The sequence below is a fragment of the Burkholderia sp. JP2-270 genome, assembly GCF_003233675.1.
Lineage (GTDB): Bacteria > Pseudomonadota > Gammaproteobacteria > Burkholderiales > Burkholderiaceae > Burkholderia > Burkholderia pyrrocinia_C.
Genome location: NZ_CP029824.1, coordinates 60,783 through 77,327, shown reverse-complemented (window position 1 = coordinate 77,327; position 16,545 = coordinate 60,783). Strand labels below are relative to the sequence as shown.

At 69.2% G+C, this 16,545-nt stretch carries 11 protein-coding genes and 1 pseudogene; 5 read left to right on the top strand and 7 right to left on the bottom strand.

Going from position 1 to position 16,545, the window contains the following annotated elements; all coding sequences use genetic code 11:
* Positions 1 to 51 precede the first annotated feature (51 nt).
* From DM992_RS42580 to DM992_RS00295, 4 genes are all read right to left on the bottom strand, one after another.
* Positions 52 to 240, bottom strand: a complete 189-nt coding sequence (locus DM992_RS42580; RefSeq protein WP_162631556.1) for a hypothetical protein — start codon at positions 238 to 240, stop codon at positions 52 to 54.
* Positions 241 to 380: 140 nt separating this feature from the next.
* Complete coding sequence (tldD, locus tag DM992_RS00305; RefSeq protein WP_021163847.1) at positions 381 to 1,847, bottom strand: metalloprotease TldD; 1,467 nt, start codon at positions 1,845 to 1,847, stop codon at positions 381 to 383.
* 85 nt (positions 1,848 to 1,932) lie between these two features.
* Entirely contained in the window at positions 1,933 to 2,760 is an 828-nt protein-coding gene (locus DM992_RS00300; protein WP_111015259.1) for a carbon-nitrogen hydrolase family protein, read from the bottom strand.
* 51 nt (positions 2,761 to 2,811) lie between these two features.
* Complete coding sequence (locus tag DM992_RS00295) at positions 2,812 to 7,011, bottom strand: YhdP family protein (RefSeq protein ID WP_111015258.1); 4,200 nt, start codon at positions 7,009 to 7,011, stop codon at positions 2,812 to 2,814.
* Positions 7,012 to 7,241: 230 nt separating this feature from the next.
* On the opposite strand from DM992_RS00295, the pseudogene glnE reads away from it, so the two are divergent.
* Positions 7,242 to 10,042: pseudogene (gene glnE / locus DM992_RS00290) on the top strand (bifunctional [glutamate--ammonia ligase]-adenylyl-L-tyrosine phosphorylase/[glutamate--ammonia-ligase] adenylyltransferase).
* A gap of 112 nt (positions 10,043 to 10,154) precedes the next feature.
* Here glnE and recN read toward each other — a convergent pair.
* Both recN and DM992_RS00280 read right to left on the bottom strand, forming a co-directional pair.
* Complete coding sequence (recN, locus tag DM992_RS00285; protein ID WP_111015257.1) at positions 10,155 to 11,804, bottom strand: DNA repair protein RecN; 1,650 nt, start codon at positions 11,802 to 11,804, stop codon at positions 10,155 to 10,157.
* Between the two features lie 19 nt (positions 11,805 to 11,823).
* A complete protein-coding gene (locus DM992_RS00280) occupies positions 11,824 to 12,729 on the bottom strand; it encodes an NAD kinase (protein WP_111015256.1) in 906 nt (301 codons plus the stop codon).
* Positions 12,730 to 12,860: 131 nt separating this feature from the next.
* Between DM992_RS00280 and hrcA the strand changes: the two genes are divergently transcribed.
* The 3 genes from hrcA (at position 12,861) to DM992_RS00265 (ending at position 15,508) form a co-directional block, all read left to right on the top strand.
* Positions 12,861 to 13,883 (top strand): heat-inducible transcriptional repressor HrcA, encoded by a 1,023-nt coding sequence (gene hrcA, locus DM992_RS00275; protein WP_021162218.1) that lies wholly within the window; start codon positions 12,861 to 12,863, stop codon positions 13,881 to 13,883.
* Positions 13,884 to 14,030: 147 nt separating this feature from the next.
* Positions 14,031 to 15,104, top strand: a complete 1,074-nt coding sequence (gene hemH / locus DM992_RS00270) for a ferrochelatase (RefSeq protein WP_111015255.1) — start codon at positions 14,031 to 14,033, stop codon at positions 15,102 to 15,104.
* Positions 15,101 to 15,508 (top strand): RNA-binding S4 domain-containing protein, encoded by a 408-nt coding sequence (locus DM992_RS00265; protein ID WP_021162216.1) that lies wholly within the window; start codon positions 15,101 to 15,103, stop codon positions 15,506 to 15,508. Before hemH ends, DM992_RS00265 begins: the two co-directional genes overlap by 4 nt.
* Here the strand turns inward: DM992_RS00265 and DM992_RS42210 are convergent.
* Positions 15,480 to 15,641 (bottom strand): hypothetical protein, encoded by a 162-nt coding sequence (locus tag DM992_RS42210; RefSeq protein WP_006476841.1) that lies wholly within the window; start codon positions 15,639 to 15,641, stop codon positions 15,480 to 15,482. The genes DM992_RS00265 and DM992_RS42210 overlap by 29 nt on opposite strands.
* Positions 15,642 to 15,997: 356 nt before the next feature.
* Here DM992_RS42210 and grpE point away from each other — a divergent pair, with 356 nt between their 5' ends.
* Positions 15,998 to 16,543: a nucleotide exchange factor GrpE gene (gene grpE, locus DM992_RS00255; RefSeq protein ID WP_027788315.1), complete on the top strand. Its 546-nt coding sequence runs from the start codon at positions 15,998 to 16,000 to the stop codon at positions 16,541 to 16,543.
* The last annotated feature ends 2 nt before the right edge of the window (positions 16,544 to 16,545 follow it).

Below are 16,545 nucleotides of genomic sequence, written 5' to 3'. Positions count from 1 at the left end.
CGGGCGCCGTTCGGTCAGTGCGCGTGCGGCAGATTCATCAATTCAAGCGATTCAGTGGTTTCGGTCGGGGCCGCGGGACCGCTGCGGCGGCGACCGGGTGGCGAAGGGCGAAAAAAAAACCGCCGGGTTTGCCGGCGGTTTTTTCGGGAATTTCGGTTGCGCTTTACGCGCCATCAACCCTCTCGATCCGCCAGCGGTCTGAGATGCCAAAAAAAAGTAAAAATAAAACTTGGCGGACATGACGGAGATTCGGTTCGTCAAAAAAGTTGATTCGGAATTTATACCCCGTCGCCGGGCGGCTGGCAACCAGGAGGCGTCAAAAATGCGGACAATCCGCGCGTTTTCTTCAAAATACGCGGATTGTCTGCGCTGCGATGCGGTTATGCCGTACCGCCGACCGTCATCTTGTCGATTCGCAGGGTCGGCTGGCCGACGCCGACCGGCACGCTCTGGCCTTCCTTGCCGCACACGCCGACGCCCGTGTCGAGCGACATGTCGTTGCCGATCATGCTCACGTACTTCAGCGATTCGGGGCCGCTGCCGATCAGCGTCGCGCCCTTCACCGGATACGTGATCTTGCCGTTCTCGATCATGTACGCCTCGGACGCCGAGAACACGAACTTGCCGTTCGTGATGTCGACCTGGCCGCCGCCGAAGTTCACCGCGTACAGGCCGTTCTTCACTGACGCGATGATTTCCTGCGGATCCTTGTCGCCGTTCAGCATGTACGTGTTCGTCATGCGCGGCATCGGCAGCGCCGCGTACGACTCGCGCCGCGCGTTGCCCGTGACCGGCATCTTCATCAGGCGCGCGTTCAGCGTGTCCTGGATGTAGCCCTTCAGGATGCCGTCCTCGATCAGCGTCGTGCACTGCGTCGGGTTGCCTTCGTCGTCGATGTTCAGCGAGCCACGTCGGTTCGGCAGCGTGCCGTCGTCGACGACGGTCACGCCCTTCGCGGCGACCTGTTCGCCGATCCGGCCCGCGAATGCCGACGAGCCCTTGCGGTTGAAGTCGCCCTCGAGGCCGTGGCCGATCGCCTCGTGCAGCAGCACGCCCGGCCAGCCCGGCCCGAGCACGACCGTCATCGCGCCGGCCGGCGCGGGGCGGGCGTCGAGGTTCACGAGTGCCGCGTGCACGGCGTCGTCGACGTAGCGCGACAGCACTTCATCGGTGAAGTAGCCGTAGTCGAAGCGGCCGCCGCCGCCGCCGGAGCCGATCTCGCGGCGGCCGTTCTGTTCGGCGATCACCGTGACCGACACGCGCACGAGCGGGCGGATGTCGGCCGCGAGCGCGCCGTCGCTGCGCGCGACGAGCACGACGTCGTATTCGCCGGCGAGGCCCGCCATCACCTGCGTGACGCGCGGGTCGCGCCCGCGCGCCATCTGCTCGATGCGCTCGAGCAGCTTGACCTTGGCCGTCGCGTCGAGCGACGCGAGCGGATCGGACGGCAGGTACAGGTCGCGGCCCGAAATGCCCTTCAGCGACGTCGCCGCCTTGATCTTCTGCCGGCCGCCGCCGGCCGCCGCGATCGCCTTGGTGGCCGCGGCCGCCTGCGCGATCGCTTCCGGCGACAGGTCGTCGGAATACGCGAACGCGGTCCGGTCGCCCGCGACCGCGCGCACGCCGACGCCCTGGTCGATGCTGAAGCTGCCCGATTTGACGATGCCTTCCTCGAGGCTCCACGCTTCGCTGCGGGTCGCCTGGAAGTACAGGTCCGCATAGTCGACGCGATGCGTGAAGATGTCGGCGATCGTGCGCGTGAGCAGGCTTTCGTCGAGGCCGTACGGCGTGAGCAGGATGTCCTTCGCCAGCGCGAGGTTGCGGATGCCGGGTTCGATGATGTTCATGCGGATATCGGGGTTTCTCAAAAAGTTGTCGGGTGCTTCTGGGCAGATGGGTTGGCCGCGCGGCGTTTCAAGCGGTGCGGCGGATTCAGGTCAGCACGCGGTGCCGCCACGCGGGCAGGCTCTGGCGCACGTCGGCGATGCGCTGCGGATCGATCGCGCCGAGCACGACGCTTGCGCCCACGTCGCGGACCGCGACGACTTCGCCCCACGGGTCGATCAGCATGCTGTGGCCCCAGGTGCGCCGGCCGTTCTCGTGCTTGCCGCCCTGAGCGGCCGCGAGCACGTAGCACTGGTTCTCGACGGCCCGCGCGCGCAGCAGCGTTTCCCAGTGCGCGCGGCCCGTCGTATACGTAAACGCGGACGGTACGACGATCATCGCGCAGTCGCCCATCCTGCGATACAGCTCCGGAAAGCGCAGATCGTAACAGACCGACAGGCCGACCCGCCCGAACGGCGCATCGAACGTGACGACCGTATCGCCCGCGCGGATCGTGCGCGCCTCGTCGAACGACTCGTCGCCTTTCTCGAAGTTGAACAGGTGGATCTTGTCGTAGCGCGCGGCCTCGTTGCCGGACGGATCGAACACGAGCGTCGTGTTCAGCACGCGATCGGGCTCCGGCGCCTTCAGCGGCAGCGTGCCGCCGATCACCCAGATGCCGTGGCGGCGCGCGGCGTCCGCGAGGAAGCGCTGGATCGGGCCGTCCTGGTAGGGTTCGGCGAGCGCGAGCTTGTCGGTGTCGCGGTGGCCCATGAAGCAGAAATACTCGGGCAGCAGCACGAGCTGCGCGCCTTCGCCGGCCGCTTCCGCGATCAGGCGGCGGGCTTCGGCGAGATTGCGCGTGACGTCCGGCGTGCTCACCATCTGCAGCGCGGCGACCCGAAAGGGCGTGGCGGAACGGGTGTGGTCGGTCATCGCGGGATCGGTTGCGTCATAAATGGGGTGCGGCCCGGCAGCGCGCGGAACTCAATGGTTCGTTGCATCGGCCGGACCGTGATTCATCTTACCCTGATCGCCCCGCACCCGCTCGATGTGCGGGTGCGCCCACGAGCCCGTGATCGCGTAGTCGAGCGCGAACGCGTGCGACAGCGTTTCCGACAGCGCGTAGTTCGCGGCCAGCACGCCGACGCCGAGCAGCGGATTGACGATCGCGGCTGCGATCGCCGCCGTGCCGGCGCCGATCTTCGGGGCGACGTGCGCGTGCAGGTCCTGGGTTTCGGTGCCGAGGTCGACCGCGCCGCGCACCGTCACGTTCGCGGGCCCGGTCGTCATCGAGAAGTCGTCGGTGCGCGCGATCCCGTTCGAGATCCGGCCGGTGCCCGTGATCTTGTCGAACGGCAGCCCCTTGCCGACCACGTCGCGGAAATTCAGCGTCAGGAAGCGCGCGAGGCTCTGCAGGCTCAGCACCCCGAGCAGCTTCGCCGCGCCCGGATCGACCTTCAGGATCTGCCCGTGCTCGAGGTCGAGCGCGACCTGGCCGCCGAGCGACGGGAAGTCGACCGCGGTCGGGCCGCCGCGCCAGCCGACCTTGCCCGTTACCGTGCCGTGTCCGTCCGCGAGCGTGCGCGGCAGGCCGACGCGGTCGAGCAGCGCGCCCGCGTTGTCGATGTCGAGCTTGAAGTCGAACACGGTGCGGCGCGGCGCATCGTTTTCGTCGGCGCCGCGGGCGAGCGCGCTGCGCGACGTGCGCCAGTTGCCGGTCGCCGTCAGCTTCGCGGCCGGATTCGACAGCTCCAGCTTGTCGAGCTGCCACACGGGCGTGCCGTCTTCGTCGATGTTGCGCGCGTTGACGACGAGGCGGCCGATGTCGTGGTTGCGCGCGACGACCTGGTCGACGATCAGGTCGACCGACGGTATCGGGCGGTCGGTCGGCGTCGGCAGGTTCATCGCGCGGCCGACGAGGTCGTGCTGTGCGCTGTCCGGAATCACGAGCTTCGCGAGCCGCGCGTTCAGTACGCCCGCGCCGTTGTAGCCGCCGCCCGGCGCCCATGACAGGTAGCCCGATACCTGGTTCGACGCGATGTTGGCCTGCCACAGCTCGTCGACGTGCGATGCGCCGACGATCACGTTTTCCCAGTTGCGCTTGAGCAGCTTCAGCGTGCCGAAATGGAACGCGAAGCGTTTCGGCGCGAAGCTCGCGAGATCGACGCGCGGCGCGGCCTGCGGCTCCGGCGCGCGCGGCGTGTCGGGCTTCAGCGTGCGGGCGAGCGCGAGCCACGCGTCGGCATCGAGTTCGTCGACGTCGACGGCCGCGCTTACGCCGTCCTGCGGCATGTCGGGCATCCGGTGGATGCCCATCGCGCCGCGCACCGCGCGCAGCGGCTGGCCGCGCGTCGCGTCGAGCAGGTAGGTCGCGGACACGGGGCCGAGCGTCAGGTCGGCGTGTTCGAGGCGCTTGCCGTCCGCCTGCGGCGCCGGCTGCAGCGTGAAGCTGAACGGCATCGGCGTGCCGGCCGCCTTCGCGAACGGCGCCGGGAAGTCCAGCGCGACGCCGGTCAGGTCGGAGCGCGCGGTGACGTCGGGCAGGCGGCCCGGCACGCCGCGCACGGCGACCTTGTACGGCGCGTCGCCGATCACATGTTCGAGCAGCGCGGCAGCCGCGCCGTGCAGGTTCAGCCCGCGCGCGGCGTCGAGCGCGAGCCGGCCGTCGACGTCCACCGCGTACGGGCCGTGCGACCGGAAGCTGCCGTTCGCGTGTACCGGACCGCCGAGGAATCGGCCCGACAGCTCGTGCAGCGACGCGCCGGCATCGGTGAAGCGGACCTGGCCGCGCAGCGCGGACAGCGGCGGCACGCCGTCGGCCGACAGCGTGTTGCCGCCGAACGCGAGCGCGCCTTCGATGGCCGTGTGCTTGTGCGCGATGCGCTGCGGAATCGTCAGCTTGAGCGACAGCGCCGCGGGGCCCTGCGCGTCGAGCCGCTGCGCCGCGTGGCCGCTCATCGCGCCGAGCGAGCTGTTGTCCGCGTAGTCGAGCAGATCGGCGAGCGGGCCGTTCGCATGGCCTTCGATCACGAGCGGCGAATCGGCCGGGCGGCCGAGATCGTCGATGCGGCCCGCGACCTTCGTCAGCGCGACGCGCTTGTAGTGCGCGCGGTCGATGTCGAAGCGCAGCTTGTTCTGCGCGAGCTCGAACACGCCGTCGATCCCGTCGAGCGCCGGCCAGACGCTCGGCGTGCCGTTCGCGAGCTTGCGCGGCGGATACGGCGTCGGCTCGAAGCGGCCGCCGGTGAACGGCGCGACGATGTGGAATACGCCGGCGTCCGGCTCGTGTTCGAACGGGAATTTCTCGAGCGGGCCGCGGGCGACGATCGACGCGCCCTTGGTCACCTTGCCGTCCTGCAGCGCGTGGCCGAGATAGTTGCGCAGGTGCTCGGACATCCCGGTCGGCAGGTAGCGCGGAATGCGCGCCACCGACGCGCGCGCGAAATCGGCGCGCAGGTCGAGCGAGCCGCGGCCGTGGCCGGGGTTCGTGTACGAGCCCGACACCGCGATTTCTGCATCGGGGTTCGAGACGAGCAGGTCGGGCAGCGTCACGTCGACGCGCGCGTGCTTGTCGCCGGGCGCGGGCGTGACCACCCATTTGGCGTTGCCGCGCAGCCGGTCGAACGTCAGGCGCGGCTCGTCGAACTCGCCGGGCACCGTGACGGCCGCGTTGACCGTGTCGAAGTGCGCGGCGCCGCCCGTCTCGTTCGCATCGACGCGGCCCCACAGGTTCTCGACGCCCGGCCAGCCGGCACGCGGGTGGCCGCGCGGCGACAGGCCCGGCGGCGGCTCCTGCGCGGCGAAGCTGATGCCCTGCAGGTCGCCGAGGAAGCGGTAGCGGACGACCGGCGCGGCGCCGGTGCGCCGCTCCTCGTCGGCGAGTTCGGCCCGCGCGGGTTTCGCGCGCTCGACCTCGATGTGATAGTTCGACACCATCCCGCGCGGGTCGATCTTGATCAGCTCGTTGCGCAGTTGCGCCGGTAGCGGCAGCCCGCGGATGAATTCGCTGAGGATGCCGAGATCGACGCGGTCGCCGACGACGCTGATCAGCTGCCCCTGGCTGGCCGTCGGCACGCGGTAGCGGGCCGTCAGCGTCGACAGCGCGAGCGAGCGCGCGAGCGGCGTCCCGTCAGGCAGCGGCGGCTGGCCGAGTTCCGCGTTGAAGCGCGTCAGGTGCAGCGTGTAGTCGTGGCCGGCATCGAGCACCATGTCCCAGCCGAAGCCGACCGTCGGCACGTCGAGCCGCGGCTGCGTCGGACGCACGCGCAGCGCGACGTCGGCACCCTGCAGGTCGCCGCCGGCCGAGCGCAGGTGGCCGTCGCTGAAGGTCGCCCAGATCGCATTGTCGATCCGGCCCGCGTGGATCATGAGCGGTATGTCGAGGTAGCGGGCGAGCGTCTGCAGATCGACGGGGCCTGTCGACAAGTAGGCGTCGCCGGTCCAGTTCGACGGCTTGCCGACCGGCGCGAGCGCCTTGTGCGTGAAGCGCGCGCGGAAATCGAGCGGGCCGAGCAGCAGCGTGCCGTTCGCGGGCGCCTGCAGGGCGGCCTTGTGTACGCGACCGTCGTTGAGCACCGCGATCCGGATGCCCGACAGCGCGAGTTCCGGCGCGTCGTGCTGCGCGTCGCGCCAGCGCAGCGTGCCGCCGCGCAGCACGATCGCTTCCTGCTTCAGCAGCCACGTGCCGAACGTGTCGTTGCCGCCGTGGGTGGTCGCCACGCCGACGCCCGCGACGCTCAGCGAACCGTCGGCCGCGCGCGCGACGACGAGGTCGGGCTGGTCGACGATCAGGCTCGACAGCGCGGGCGACAGCCGCAACAGCGACATCCACGACAGCGCGGCCGTCGCGTGCGGCACCGACAGCGCGACCTTGCCGTCACGGCCGCGGATCGTCAGGTTCGTGAGTTCGACGCCCGGCTGCATGCCGGACCAGTTCGGGGAAAGCTTGCCGATCGAAAGCTGCGCGTGGAGCTTGTCGGACACGACGCGCTCGATGCGCGGGCGAAATTCGTCGATGCGGGGCAGCAGCACGTAGCGCAGCCCGAGGAACGCGCCGGCCGCAACGAAGTAAGTGCCGATCCCGACTGCCAGCGTCACCTTGAACACGCGACGCAGGACCGGATGATCGTGCTTCGGAGGTCCCGCTTCGGGCGCTGCTACGGCGGATTCCTGACGGTCGGGCATGCGGCGGACGGACGGCGATATGGTAGTTTTGCAGATTGACGTTGAAATGTATCACACGGGTTCGTGCCGGCGGCCGTTGCGGCAGCACGGCACGGGCTTTCCGGCGCGCGGTTTCGCGGCGGACGCTCGCGCGTCCCGCGATGCCGCGCCGAGTCCATGGGGCCGGCCGGCAGCGGGGCGCGCACGCGTTTGCCCGCGCCGGCCGGCCTTACCGCCAGGCCCGCTTCTCGATGACCGACGCTTCCGCCCTGATCAGCACGTCCTATTCCCGTTATATCGCGCGCGCGGCCGCCGCGCGGCCCGCGCTGGCCGAGCAGGTCGCCGCGTGGGCCGCCGCGCCGCTCGCCCGCGCGCAGCTCGATGCGCGCCTCACCGAACTGCTCGCGATGCCGGACGGCGCGGCCGCGCCGTCCGAGGAGCAACTGAAGCGCGCGCTGCGGCAACTGCGCGCCGAGGCGTTCGGCGCGGTCGCGGAGCGCGACCTGCGCGGGCTGGCGGACGTCGCCGAGGTGACGGGCGCGATGACCGATCTTGCCGAAGTGGCCGTGCAGCGCTCGCTGGCGCTGCTGTCGGCCGAACTCGAGGCGCAGTACGGCGAGCCGCGCGGCGCCGACGGCCAGCGCGTCGTACTCGGCGTGGTCGGGATGGGCAAGCTCGGCGGCCGCGAGCTGAACGTGTCGTCGGACATCGACCTGATCTTCGTGTACGAGGACGACGGCGAGACGACCGGCGGCGCGCGCGCGCCGTTGTCCACGCAGGAATACTTCACGCGGCTTGGCCGGCGCCTGATCGGCGTGCTGTCCGAGGTCACCGCCGACGGCTACGTGTTTCGCGTCGACATGCGGCTGCGCCCGAACGGCGATTCGGGGCCGCTCGTGTGCAGCATCGGGATGCTCGAGGAATATTTCTACGTGCAGGGGCGCGAGTGGGAGCGCTATGCATGGATCAAGGGGCGGCTCGTGTCGGAAGGCGACAGCGACGCGGCGCGGCGGCTGGCGTCGCAGCTCGAGTCGATCGTCAAGCCGTTCGTGTACCGCCGCTATCTCGATTTCGGCGTGATCGGCGCGATCCGTTCGCTGCACCAGCAGATTCGGCAGGAGGCCGCGCGCCGCGCGTCGATGCGCCCCGACAAGGCCGACGACATCAAGCTCGGCCGCGGCGGGATCCGCGAGATCGAGTTCAGCGCGCAGGTGTTCCAGTTGATCCGCGGCGGCCAGGATGCGGAGTTCCGCGTGCGGCCGACGCTCGCGGTGCTGCGCCATGCGCAGGCGCGCGGGCTGATCGGCGAGGACGTGTGCGCACGCCTGACCGACGCTTACACATTCCTGCGCACGCTCGAGCACCGGCTGCAGTACCGCAACGACGCGCAGACGCACGCGATGCCGGTCGAGCCCGACGAACGCGCGGCACTGGCCGCGTCGCTCGGCTTTGCCGACTATGCGGCGCTGATGACGGTGCTGGACGAGTACCGGAACTTCGTCGAGGCGCAGTTCGACCAGATCTTCGCCGACAAGGTGAACGGCGCGCCTTGCGGCGCAGGCGAAGAGACGGCCGCCGCGTGGATCTGGAGCGGCGCGCTCGCCGACGACGGCGAGGACGACGCGCTCGCGGCCCGCCTCGACGGCCTCGGCTTCGCCGATCCGGCGGCGGTGCTCGCGCGGCTGCGCGCGGTCTGGCAATCGTCGCGCTACACGGGCCTGCCGGAAAAGAGCCGGCACCGCTTCGACCGCGTTGCCCAACGCGCGCTGGAGGCCGCGCCGCGGATCGACGCCGCGCGCCGCGACGACACGATCGTGCGCCTGTTCGACCTGCTCGAGACGGTCAGCCGGCGCGGCGTCTATCTCGCGCTGCTGACCGAATATCCGGCCGCGCTCGACCGCGTGCTGTCGGTGCTCGGTGCGACGCGCTGGGGCGGCGGTTACCTGATCCGCCACCCGCAACTGCTCGACGAACTGCTCGACGACGAGGCGATCGCGAGCCCGTTCGACTGGCCCGCGTTCAAGGACGCGCTGCGCGCGCGCCTCGCGGCGGCCGACGGCCCCGAGCAACAGATGGACCTGCTGCGGCACGCGCAGCACGCCGAGGTGTTCCGGATCCTGCTGATCGATCTCGCCGGGCAGCTGTCGGTCGAGCATGTGAGCGACCGGCTGTCCGAGCTGGCCGATGCGGTGCTCGACGTGACGATCGAAGTCGTCTGGTCGCAGCTCGCGAAGCGCCATCGCGACGTGCCGAAATTCGCGGTGATCGCGTACGGCAAGCTAGGCGGCAAGGAGCTCGGCTACGCATCGGATCTCGACCTGATCTTCCTGTACGACGACCCCGACGAGCGCTCGGCGGACGTCTACACGACCTTCACGCGGCGGCTCATCACGTGGCTCACGACGGCGACGGGCGCGGGCGCGCTGTTCGACATCGATCTGCGGCTGCGGCCGAACGGCGAGGCCGGGCTGCTCGTCACCGATCTCGACGCGTTCCGCCGCTACCAGCTGCGCGAAGGCGACGCCGCGAATACCGCGTGGGTATGGAGCACCAGGCGCTGACGCGCGCCCGCTACAGCGCGGGCGACGCGCAGATCGGCGCGGACTTCGAGGCGATCCGCCAGCAGGTGCTGACGACGCCGCGCGACGGCGGCGTGCTCGCAAAGGAGATCGTCGACATGCGCGGCAAGGTGTTTGCCGGCCACCCGAACCAGACCGAGCTGTTCGACCTGAAGCACGATCGCGGCGGGATGGTCGACATCGAGTTCATCGTCCAGTACTGGGTGCTGCTGCACGCGTCGAGCGACGCCGAGCTGATCCGCAACACGGGCAACATCGCGCTGCTGCGCGAGGTCGCGCGCTTCGGGCTGATGGGCGAGGACGAGGCCGAACGCGTCGGCGCGGCCTACCGCAAGTACCGGAAGCTGCAGCACAAGCTGCGACTCGACGGGATGGAGAAGGCGCGCGTCGATCCTGCTGTGGTGGCAGACGAGCGGGCGGCCGTGACGGCGCTGTGGACGCGGGTGTTCGGGGCAGTCGAAACGGGCGTTTGAACGAAGGCGGGGCGGGTTGCGGGCGCTTCGTGCGCAGGCGCTCAGTGCTGAAAGCCGAACGGTGCGAGCCCGTTCGGCATGGACGGGGCAGCGGGACAGCCCGGCGGCCGCGTCAGGCCGCCAGCATTTCCTTCGCGTGCTTGCGGGTCGTCGCCGTGATCTCGAGCCCGCCGAGCATCCGCGCGACTTCCTCGATCCGGTTGGCGCGGTCGAGCGCGACGACCGTCGACACCGTGCCGCCGCGGTCGTCGGCGCCCTTCGCGACCTGGAAATGGTGGTCGCCGCGCGCGGCGACCTGCGGCAGGTGCGTCACGCACAGCACCTGGCGCTCGCGCCCGAGCTGGTGCAGCAGGCGGCCGACCACTTCGGCGACGCCGCCGCCGATCCCCGTATCGACTTCGTCGAAGATCAGCGTCGGCGTCGGGCTCGCCGCGCTCGCGATCACGGCGAGCGCGAGGCTGATCCGCGCGAGCTCGCCGCCCGACGCGACCTTCGCGAGCGGCCGCAGCGGCACGCCGGCGTGCCCGGCGACCCGGAACTCGACCTGCTCGAGCCCGTGCGGGCCGCCGTCGGCGAGCGGCACGAGCGCGACTTCGAAACTTCCGCCCGCCATCGACAGTTCCTGCATGCCGGCCGTCACGGCCGTGCCCAGTGCCTTGGCGGCCTGCGCGCGCGCCTTCGACAGGTGTTTCGCGTCGGCGAGATAGGCTTCGCGCGCCTTGGCCTGCACTGCCTCGAGCGCGCCGAGATCGGCGGCCGCGTCGAGCGCGGCGAGCTGCGCGCGGCGAGCCGCATGTTCTTCGTGCAGCGTGTCGGGCGGCAGCCGGAACTTGCGGGCGGTCGAGTGCAGCGCATCGAGACGCGTTTCGACCTGCGCGAGCCGCTCGGGATCGAGATCGACGCGCTGTGCATAGTGCGACAGCGAATAGACGGCTTCCTGCAGCTGGATTTCGGCCGGTTCGAGCGACGCGAGTGCGTCGCCGAGCGCGGTGTCGTAGTCGGCGAGGCTGCGCAGCTTCGACACGATCGCGCCGAGCTGCGCGAGCATCGCGTCGTCGGACTCCGACAGCGCGTTGAGCGCGCCGCGCACGCCTTCGATCAGGTTCGCCGAATGCGACAGGCGCTTGTGCTCGTTGCTGACTTCGTCCCATTCGCCGGCTTGCGGCGCGAGCTTGTCGAGCTCGGCGAGCTGCCACGCAAGCTTTTCGCGTTCGAGCTGCAGCTCGCGCTCGTGCGCCTTCGCGGCGTCGATCGCCTGCGTCGCGTCGCGCCAGACGCGCCATGCGCGCGCGACGTTCGCGGCATCGGCGACGAGCCCCGCATGCGTGTCGAACAGCTCGCGCTGCGCATCGGGCCGCATCAGCAGCTGGTGCGCGTGCTGGCCGTGGATGTCGACGAGCATCTCGCCGAGTTCGCGCAGTTGCGCGAGCGTCGCGCTGGTGCCGTTGATGAACGCGCGCGAACGGCCGTTCGCGTCGATCACGCGGCGCAGCATTACGGTGTCCTCGGCGTCGAACGCGTGTTCGTCGAGCCAGCGCGCGACGCGGTCGTGCGGCGTGAATTCGGCCGTGATGTCGGCGCGGCCGCAGCCGGTGCGCACGACGCTCGCGTCGGCACGTTCGCCGAGCGCGAGGGCGAGGGCATCGATCAGGATCGATTTCCCGGCGCCGGTTTCGCCGGAAAAGACGGAAAAGCCGCTGTCGAATTCGAGATCGAGCGCGGCCACGATGACGAAGTCGCGGATCGAGAGGTGGCGGAGCATGGTGTCGGGCGGTGGGGCGTCAGGACGCCGTGTCGTCGTCTTCGTTCGACGCGTGTTCGTTCCAGTGCAGCTTCTTGCGCAGCGTCGCGTAATAGCTGTAGCCGATCGGGTGCAGGAACGGCACCGTGTGCTTCGAGCGGCGCACCTCGATCGTGTCGTTCAGTTCGAGCGAGGTGAACGACTGCATGTCGAAGTTCACGTTGACGTCGCGACCGCCGACGATCTGGATCGCGATCTTGGAATCGTCGGGCAGCACGATCGGCCGGTTCGACAGCGCGTGCGGCGCGATCGGCACGAGCACGATGCCCTGAAGCTGCGGATGGAGGATCGGGCCGGCCGACGACAGCGCATACGCGGTCGAGCCCGTCGGCGTGGCGACGATCAGGCCGTCCGAACGCTGGTTGTACATGTACCGGCCGTCGACCGACGCGCGCAGCTCGACCATCCCGGAGAAACCGCTGCGGTTCACGACGACGTCGTTGAACGCGAGCGCGTGATAGATCGGTTCGCCGTCGCGCATGATCCTGGCCTCGAGCAGCGAGCGCTCCTCGCGCTCGAACTTGCCGGCCAGCATCACGGGGACGAGCGCGTGCATGTCGGCCGCCGCGATGTCCGTGATGAAGCCGAGCCGCCCGTGGTTGATCCCGATCAGCGGCGTCCGGTACGGCGCGAGTTGGCGGCCGATGCCGAGCATCGTGCCGTCGCCGCCCAGCACGACCGCCACGTCCGCACGCGCCCCGATTTCGGCCGGGGTGAGCGCCGGATAGCCGGTGATGCCGAACTCGCGCGCGGTATCGCCTTCGAAAACGACCTCGAAGCCCAGCTTTGCTAGGCTGGCAGCCAGTGTGGCGAGCGGCTCGGCGATGCCGGGCGTGTTGCTCCGGCCGACGAGCGCGACAGTATTGAACTGATTACCGGTTTTCATGCCGGCATTACACCATAGCTCGTTGACGAAAAGAACCGGCTGCGCGCGGACGGGGCCGGATCGTGCCGGCCCGCGCAACGGTGGCCGACGCCACTCGCCGCGGTCGCGCGGTTGCGCTAAAATTTTCCACCATGCTAGATCCTCGCGCACGAACCCTCCTGAAAACCCTGATCGAACGGTATATCGCCGACGGTCAGCCAGTCGGATCGCGCACGTTGTCCCGTTACTCCGGGCTCGAGCTGAGCCCGGCGACGATCCGCAACGTGATGTCCGACCTGGAGGAGCTCGGCCTCGTGTCGAGCCCGCACACGTCGGCCGGCCGCGTGCCGACGCCGCGCGGCTACAGGCTGTTCGTCGACACGATGCTGACGGTCGAGGTGCCGATCGACGCCGAGGCCGTCGCGCGGCAGGTGCAGAACACGCTGCAGGCCGGCGAGCCGCAGCAGCGCGTCGTGGCGGCCGCCGCGAGCGTGCTGTCGAACCTGTCGCAGTTCGCGGGCGTCGTGCTGACGCCGCGCCGCAGCCACGTGTTCAAGCAGATCGAGTTCATGCGCCTGTCGGACAAGCGCATCCTGCTGATCATCGTGACGCCCGAGGGCGACGTGCAGAACCGGATGCTCGCGACGCCGCGCGACTACTCGCCGTCGCAACTGACCGAGGCGTCCAACTACATCAACGCGCATTTCGCCGGGCTGTCGTTCGACGAGGTGCGCCGTCGCCTGCGCGACGAGATCGACCAGTTGCGCGGCGACATGACCACGCTGATGCATGCGGCCGTGACGGCCAGCACCGAGGTGCCCGACACCGAGGACACCGTGCTGATTTCCGGCGAACGCAACCTGCTCGAGGTGGCGGATCTGTCGTCCGACATGGCCCGGCTGCGCAAGCTGTTCGACGTATTCGACCAAAAGACGGGCCTCCTGCAACTGCTCGACGTGTCGAGCCACGCCCAGGGCGTGCAGATCTTCATCGGCGGCGAATCGACACTCGTGCCGATCGAGGAAATGAGCGTCGTTACCGCCCCTTACGAGGTGAACGGGCAGATCGTCGGCACGCTCGGCGTGATCGGCCCGACCCGCATGGCGTACAACCGCGTGATCCCGATCGTCGACATCACCGCGCGGCTGCTGTCGCTCACGCTGAGCCAGCAGTAGCCTGCGAGCGCCAGCCCGATCCCGCCCCGTCATCGTGCCGCGGCGCCGCGTGCGCCGACAGTCGGCCGAACGGCCAGCCGACCGGCGCGAGGCGGCCCGCTATAATTGAGAGCCGTCCGGTCCCGTGCCCCGAGCACGTTCTTGCCCATGCGTTTCGATCTTGAGCCGCCTTCGAGTATCGCGGCCGCCCATCGTATCGGTGTGCTGCTGATCAATCTCGGCACGCCCGATGCGCCCACGCCGCGTGCCGTGCGGCGCTATCTGGCCGAATTCCTGTCGGATCCGCGGGTCGTCGAGATTCCGCAGGCCGTCTGGCAGGTGCTGCTGCGCACGCTGATCCTGCCGCTGCGCGGCCGCGCGTCCGCGAAGAAATACGCGGCCGTCTGGATGCCCGAGGGCTCGCCGCTGCGCGTGCATACCGTGCGCCAGACCGACGGCGTGCGGCACCTGCTCGCGTCGAACGGTTATCACGTGCAGGTCGACTACGCGATGCGCTACGGCAGTCCGAACATCTCGCACGCGCTCGCGCAGTTCAAGCGCGCCGGCGTCGAGCGCGTGCTGCTGATGCCGATGTATCCGCAATACTCGGCGTCGACCACGGCCACCGCATTCGACGCCGCATTCGACGCGCTCTCGCGCATGCGCAACCAGCCGGAGGTGCGCACGATACGGCACTACGCCGACCATCCGGCCTATATCCACGCGCTGGCCGAGCAGGTGCGCCAGTATTGGGCGCAGCACGGCCGGCCGGATTTCGCGGCCGGCGACAAGCTCGTGCTGAGCTTTCACGGCGTGCCGAAGCGCACGCTCGACCTCGGCGACCCCTATCACGACCAGTGCCAGCAGACGGGCGCGCTGCTGATGGCCGCGCTCGGGTTGTCGACGACCGAGTGCCGCGTCACGTTCCAGTCGCGTTTCGGCAAGGCCGAATGGCTGCAGCCTTATACCGCGCCGACGCTGCGCGAGTTCGGCGAGGCCGGCGTACAGCGGGCCGACGTGTTCTGTCCCGGTTTCACGGCCGATTGCCTGGAGACGATCGAGGAGATCGGCATGGAGGTGCGCGACGAGTTCCTCGCCGGTGGCGGCAAGGCATTCCACCGGATTCCGTGCCTGAACGGCGCACCCGCGTGGATCGGCGCGCTCGGCGAGATCGTCGCCGAGAATCTGCAGGGCTGGCCGGTCAAGGCCGCGCAGCCCGAAACGGCGGGTGAGGTGCGATGAATTACAAGATTTCGACCGAACCGGGCGCGAAGCTGCGCATCGACAAATGGCTGTGGGCGGCCCGGTTCTTCAAGACGCGCTCGCTTGCGACCGATGCGGTCGACAAGGGGCACGTGAAGATCGGCGGGGCTGCAGTCAAGCCGGCGAAGGAAGTGCGCGTGGGCGACGAGGTCGAAATTGCGATCGACGGCATCGTCTGGCACATTGCCGTCCTCGGCGTGTGCGACGTGCGCGGGCCGGCGAGCGTCGCGCAGACGCTTTACGAGGAAACGGAAGCGGGGCGGGCCGCGCGGCTCGCCGAACTGGAGCGGCGCCGCACGTATCGCGAGCCGGCGGCCGAATTGCACGGCCGGCCGACGAAGCGCGACCGGCGCATCATCGACAGATTTTCTGGTGGGAGCTGAACATCTGGTCGAACGTCGCCCGCGCGCTCCCGTATTCGGTCGTGCGGTCGGTCACGGCTCCCGACAGGCAGATGGTGGTGGTGCCGGCAATGAGTACCAGCGCGACCACCGATATCGCAAAGGTCAGTTTCACGGTACTCCCCTCGAGAAGGGGTGAAAACGGCGCCAGGGGGTGGTTGTAAGGCGTCGGTCAGCTAAGGGTAAACACGCTTTTCCGACGCTTGAGTGGAGTGTAGTGCAGCGGGACTGTGCCAAGCTAGTACTTGCCAGGTAAGCGTTGTTACAGCCCGTTTCGCCTGCTTTGGCGGACTATGCGTGCGATGCACCGGTGCGACGCGCGGTTGTTTCGCGGCATTGGAGAATGCCGGCGAATAACCCTCTTGAAATCGCAGTTTTCACCCTTATTTGCACCAGCAATGTGCGGTGCCGCCGGGTATACGGTCCGGCGGTTGCCGATTTGGCTTCAACCTCTAATCGACTTTCAGCGACATGGAAAACACGCAAGAGAACCCGTCTACCCAATCGGCCGAAGATATCGGCAGCGAGAAGCAGGCGGCGCAAGGCGCTGCTCCCGCCGCCGAAGCAGCCGACGCGGCGCTCGCGGAGGCTCAAGCCAAGGTCGCCGAGCTGCAGGAGAGCTACCTGCGGGCGAAGGCCGAGACCGAGAACGTCCGCCGCCGCGCGCAGGACGACGTCTCGAAGGCGCACAAGTTCGCGATCGAGAGCTTCGCGGAGCACCTGCTGCCCGTGCTGGACAGCCTGGAAGCAGCCGTCAACGATACGTCCGGCGACATCGCGAAGGTGCGCGAAGGCGTCGAACTGACGCTGCGCCAGCTGACGAGCGCACTCGAGAAGGGCCGCGTCGTCGCGATCAACCCGGTCGGCGAGAAGTTCGATCCGCACCAGCACCAGGCGATCTCGATGGTGCCGGCCGAGCAGGAGCCGAACACCGTCGTTACGGTGCTGCAGAAGGGTTACACGATCGCCGACCGCGTGCTGCGTCCGGCGCTCGTCACCGTCGCGCAGCCGAAGTAAGG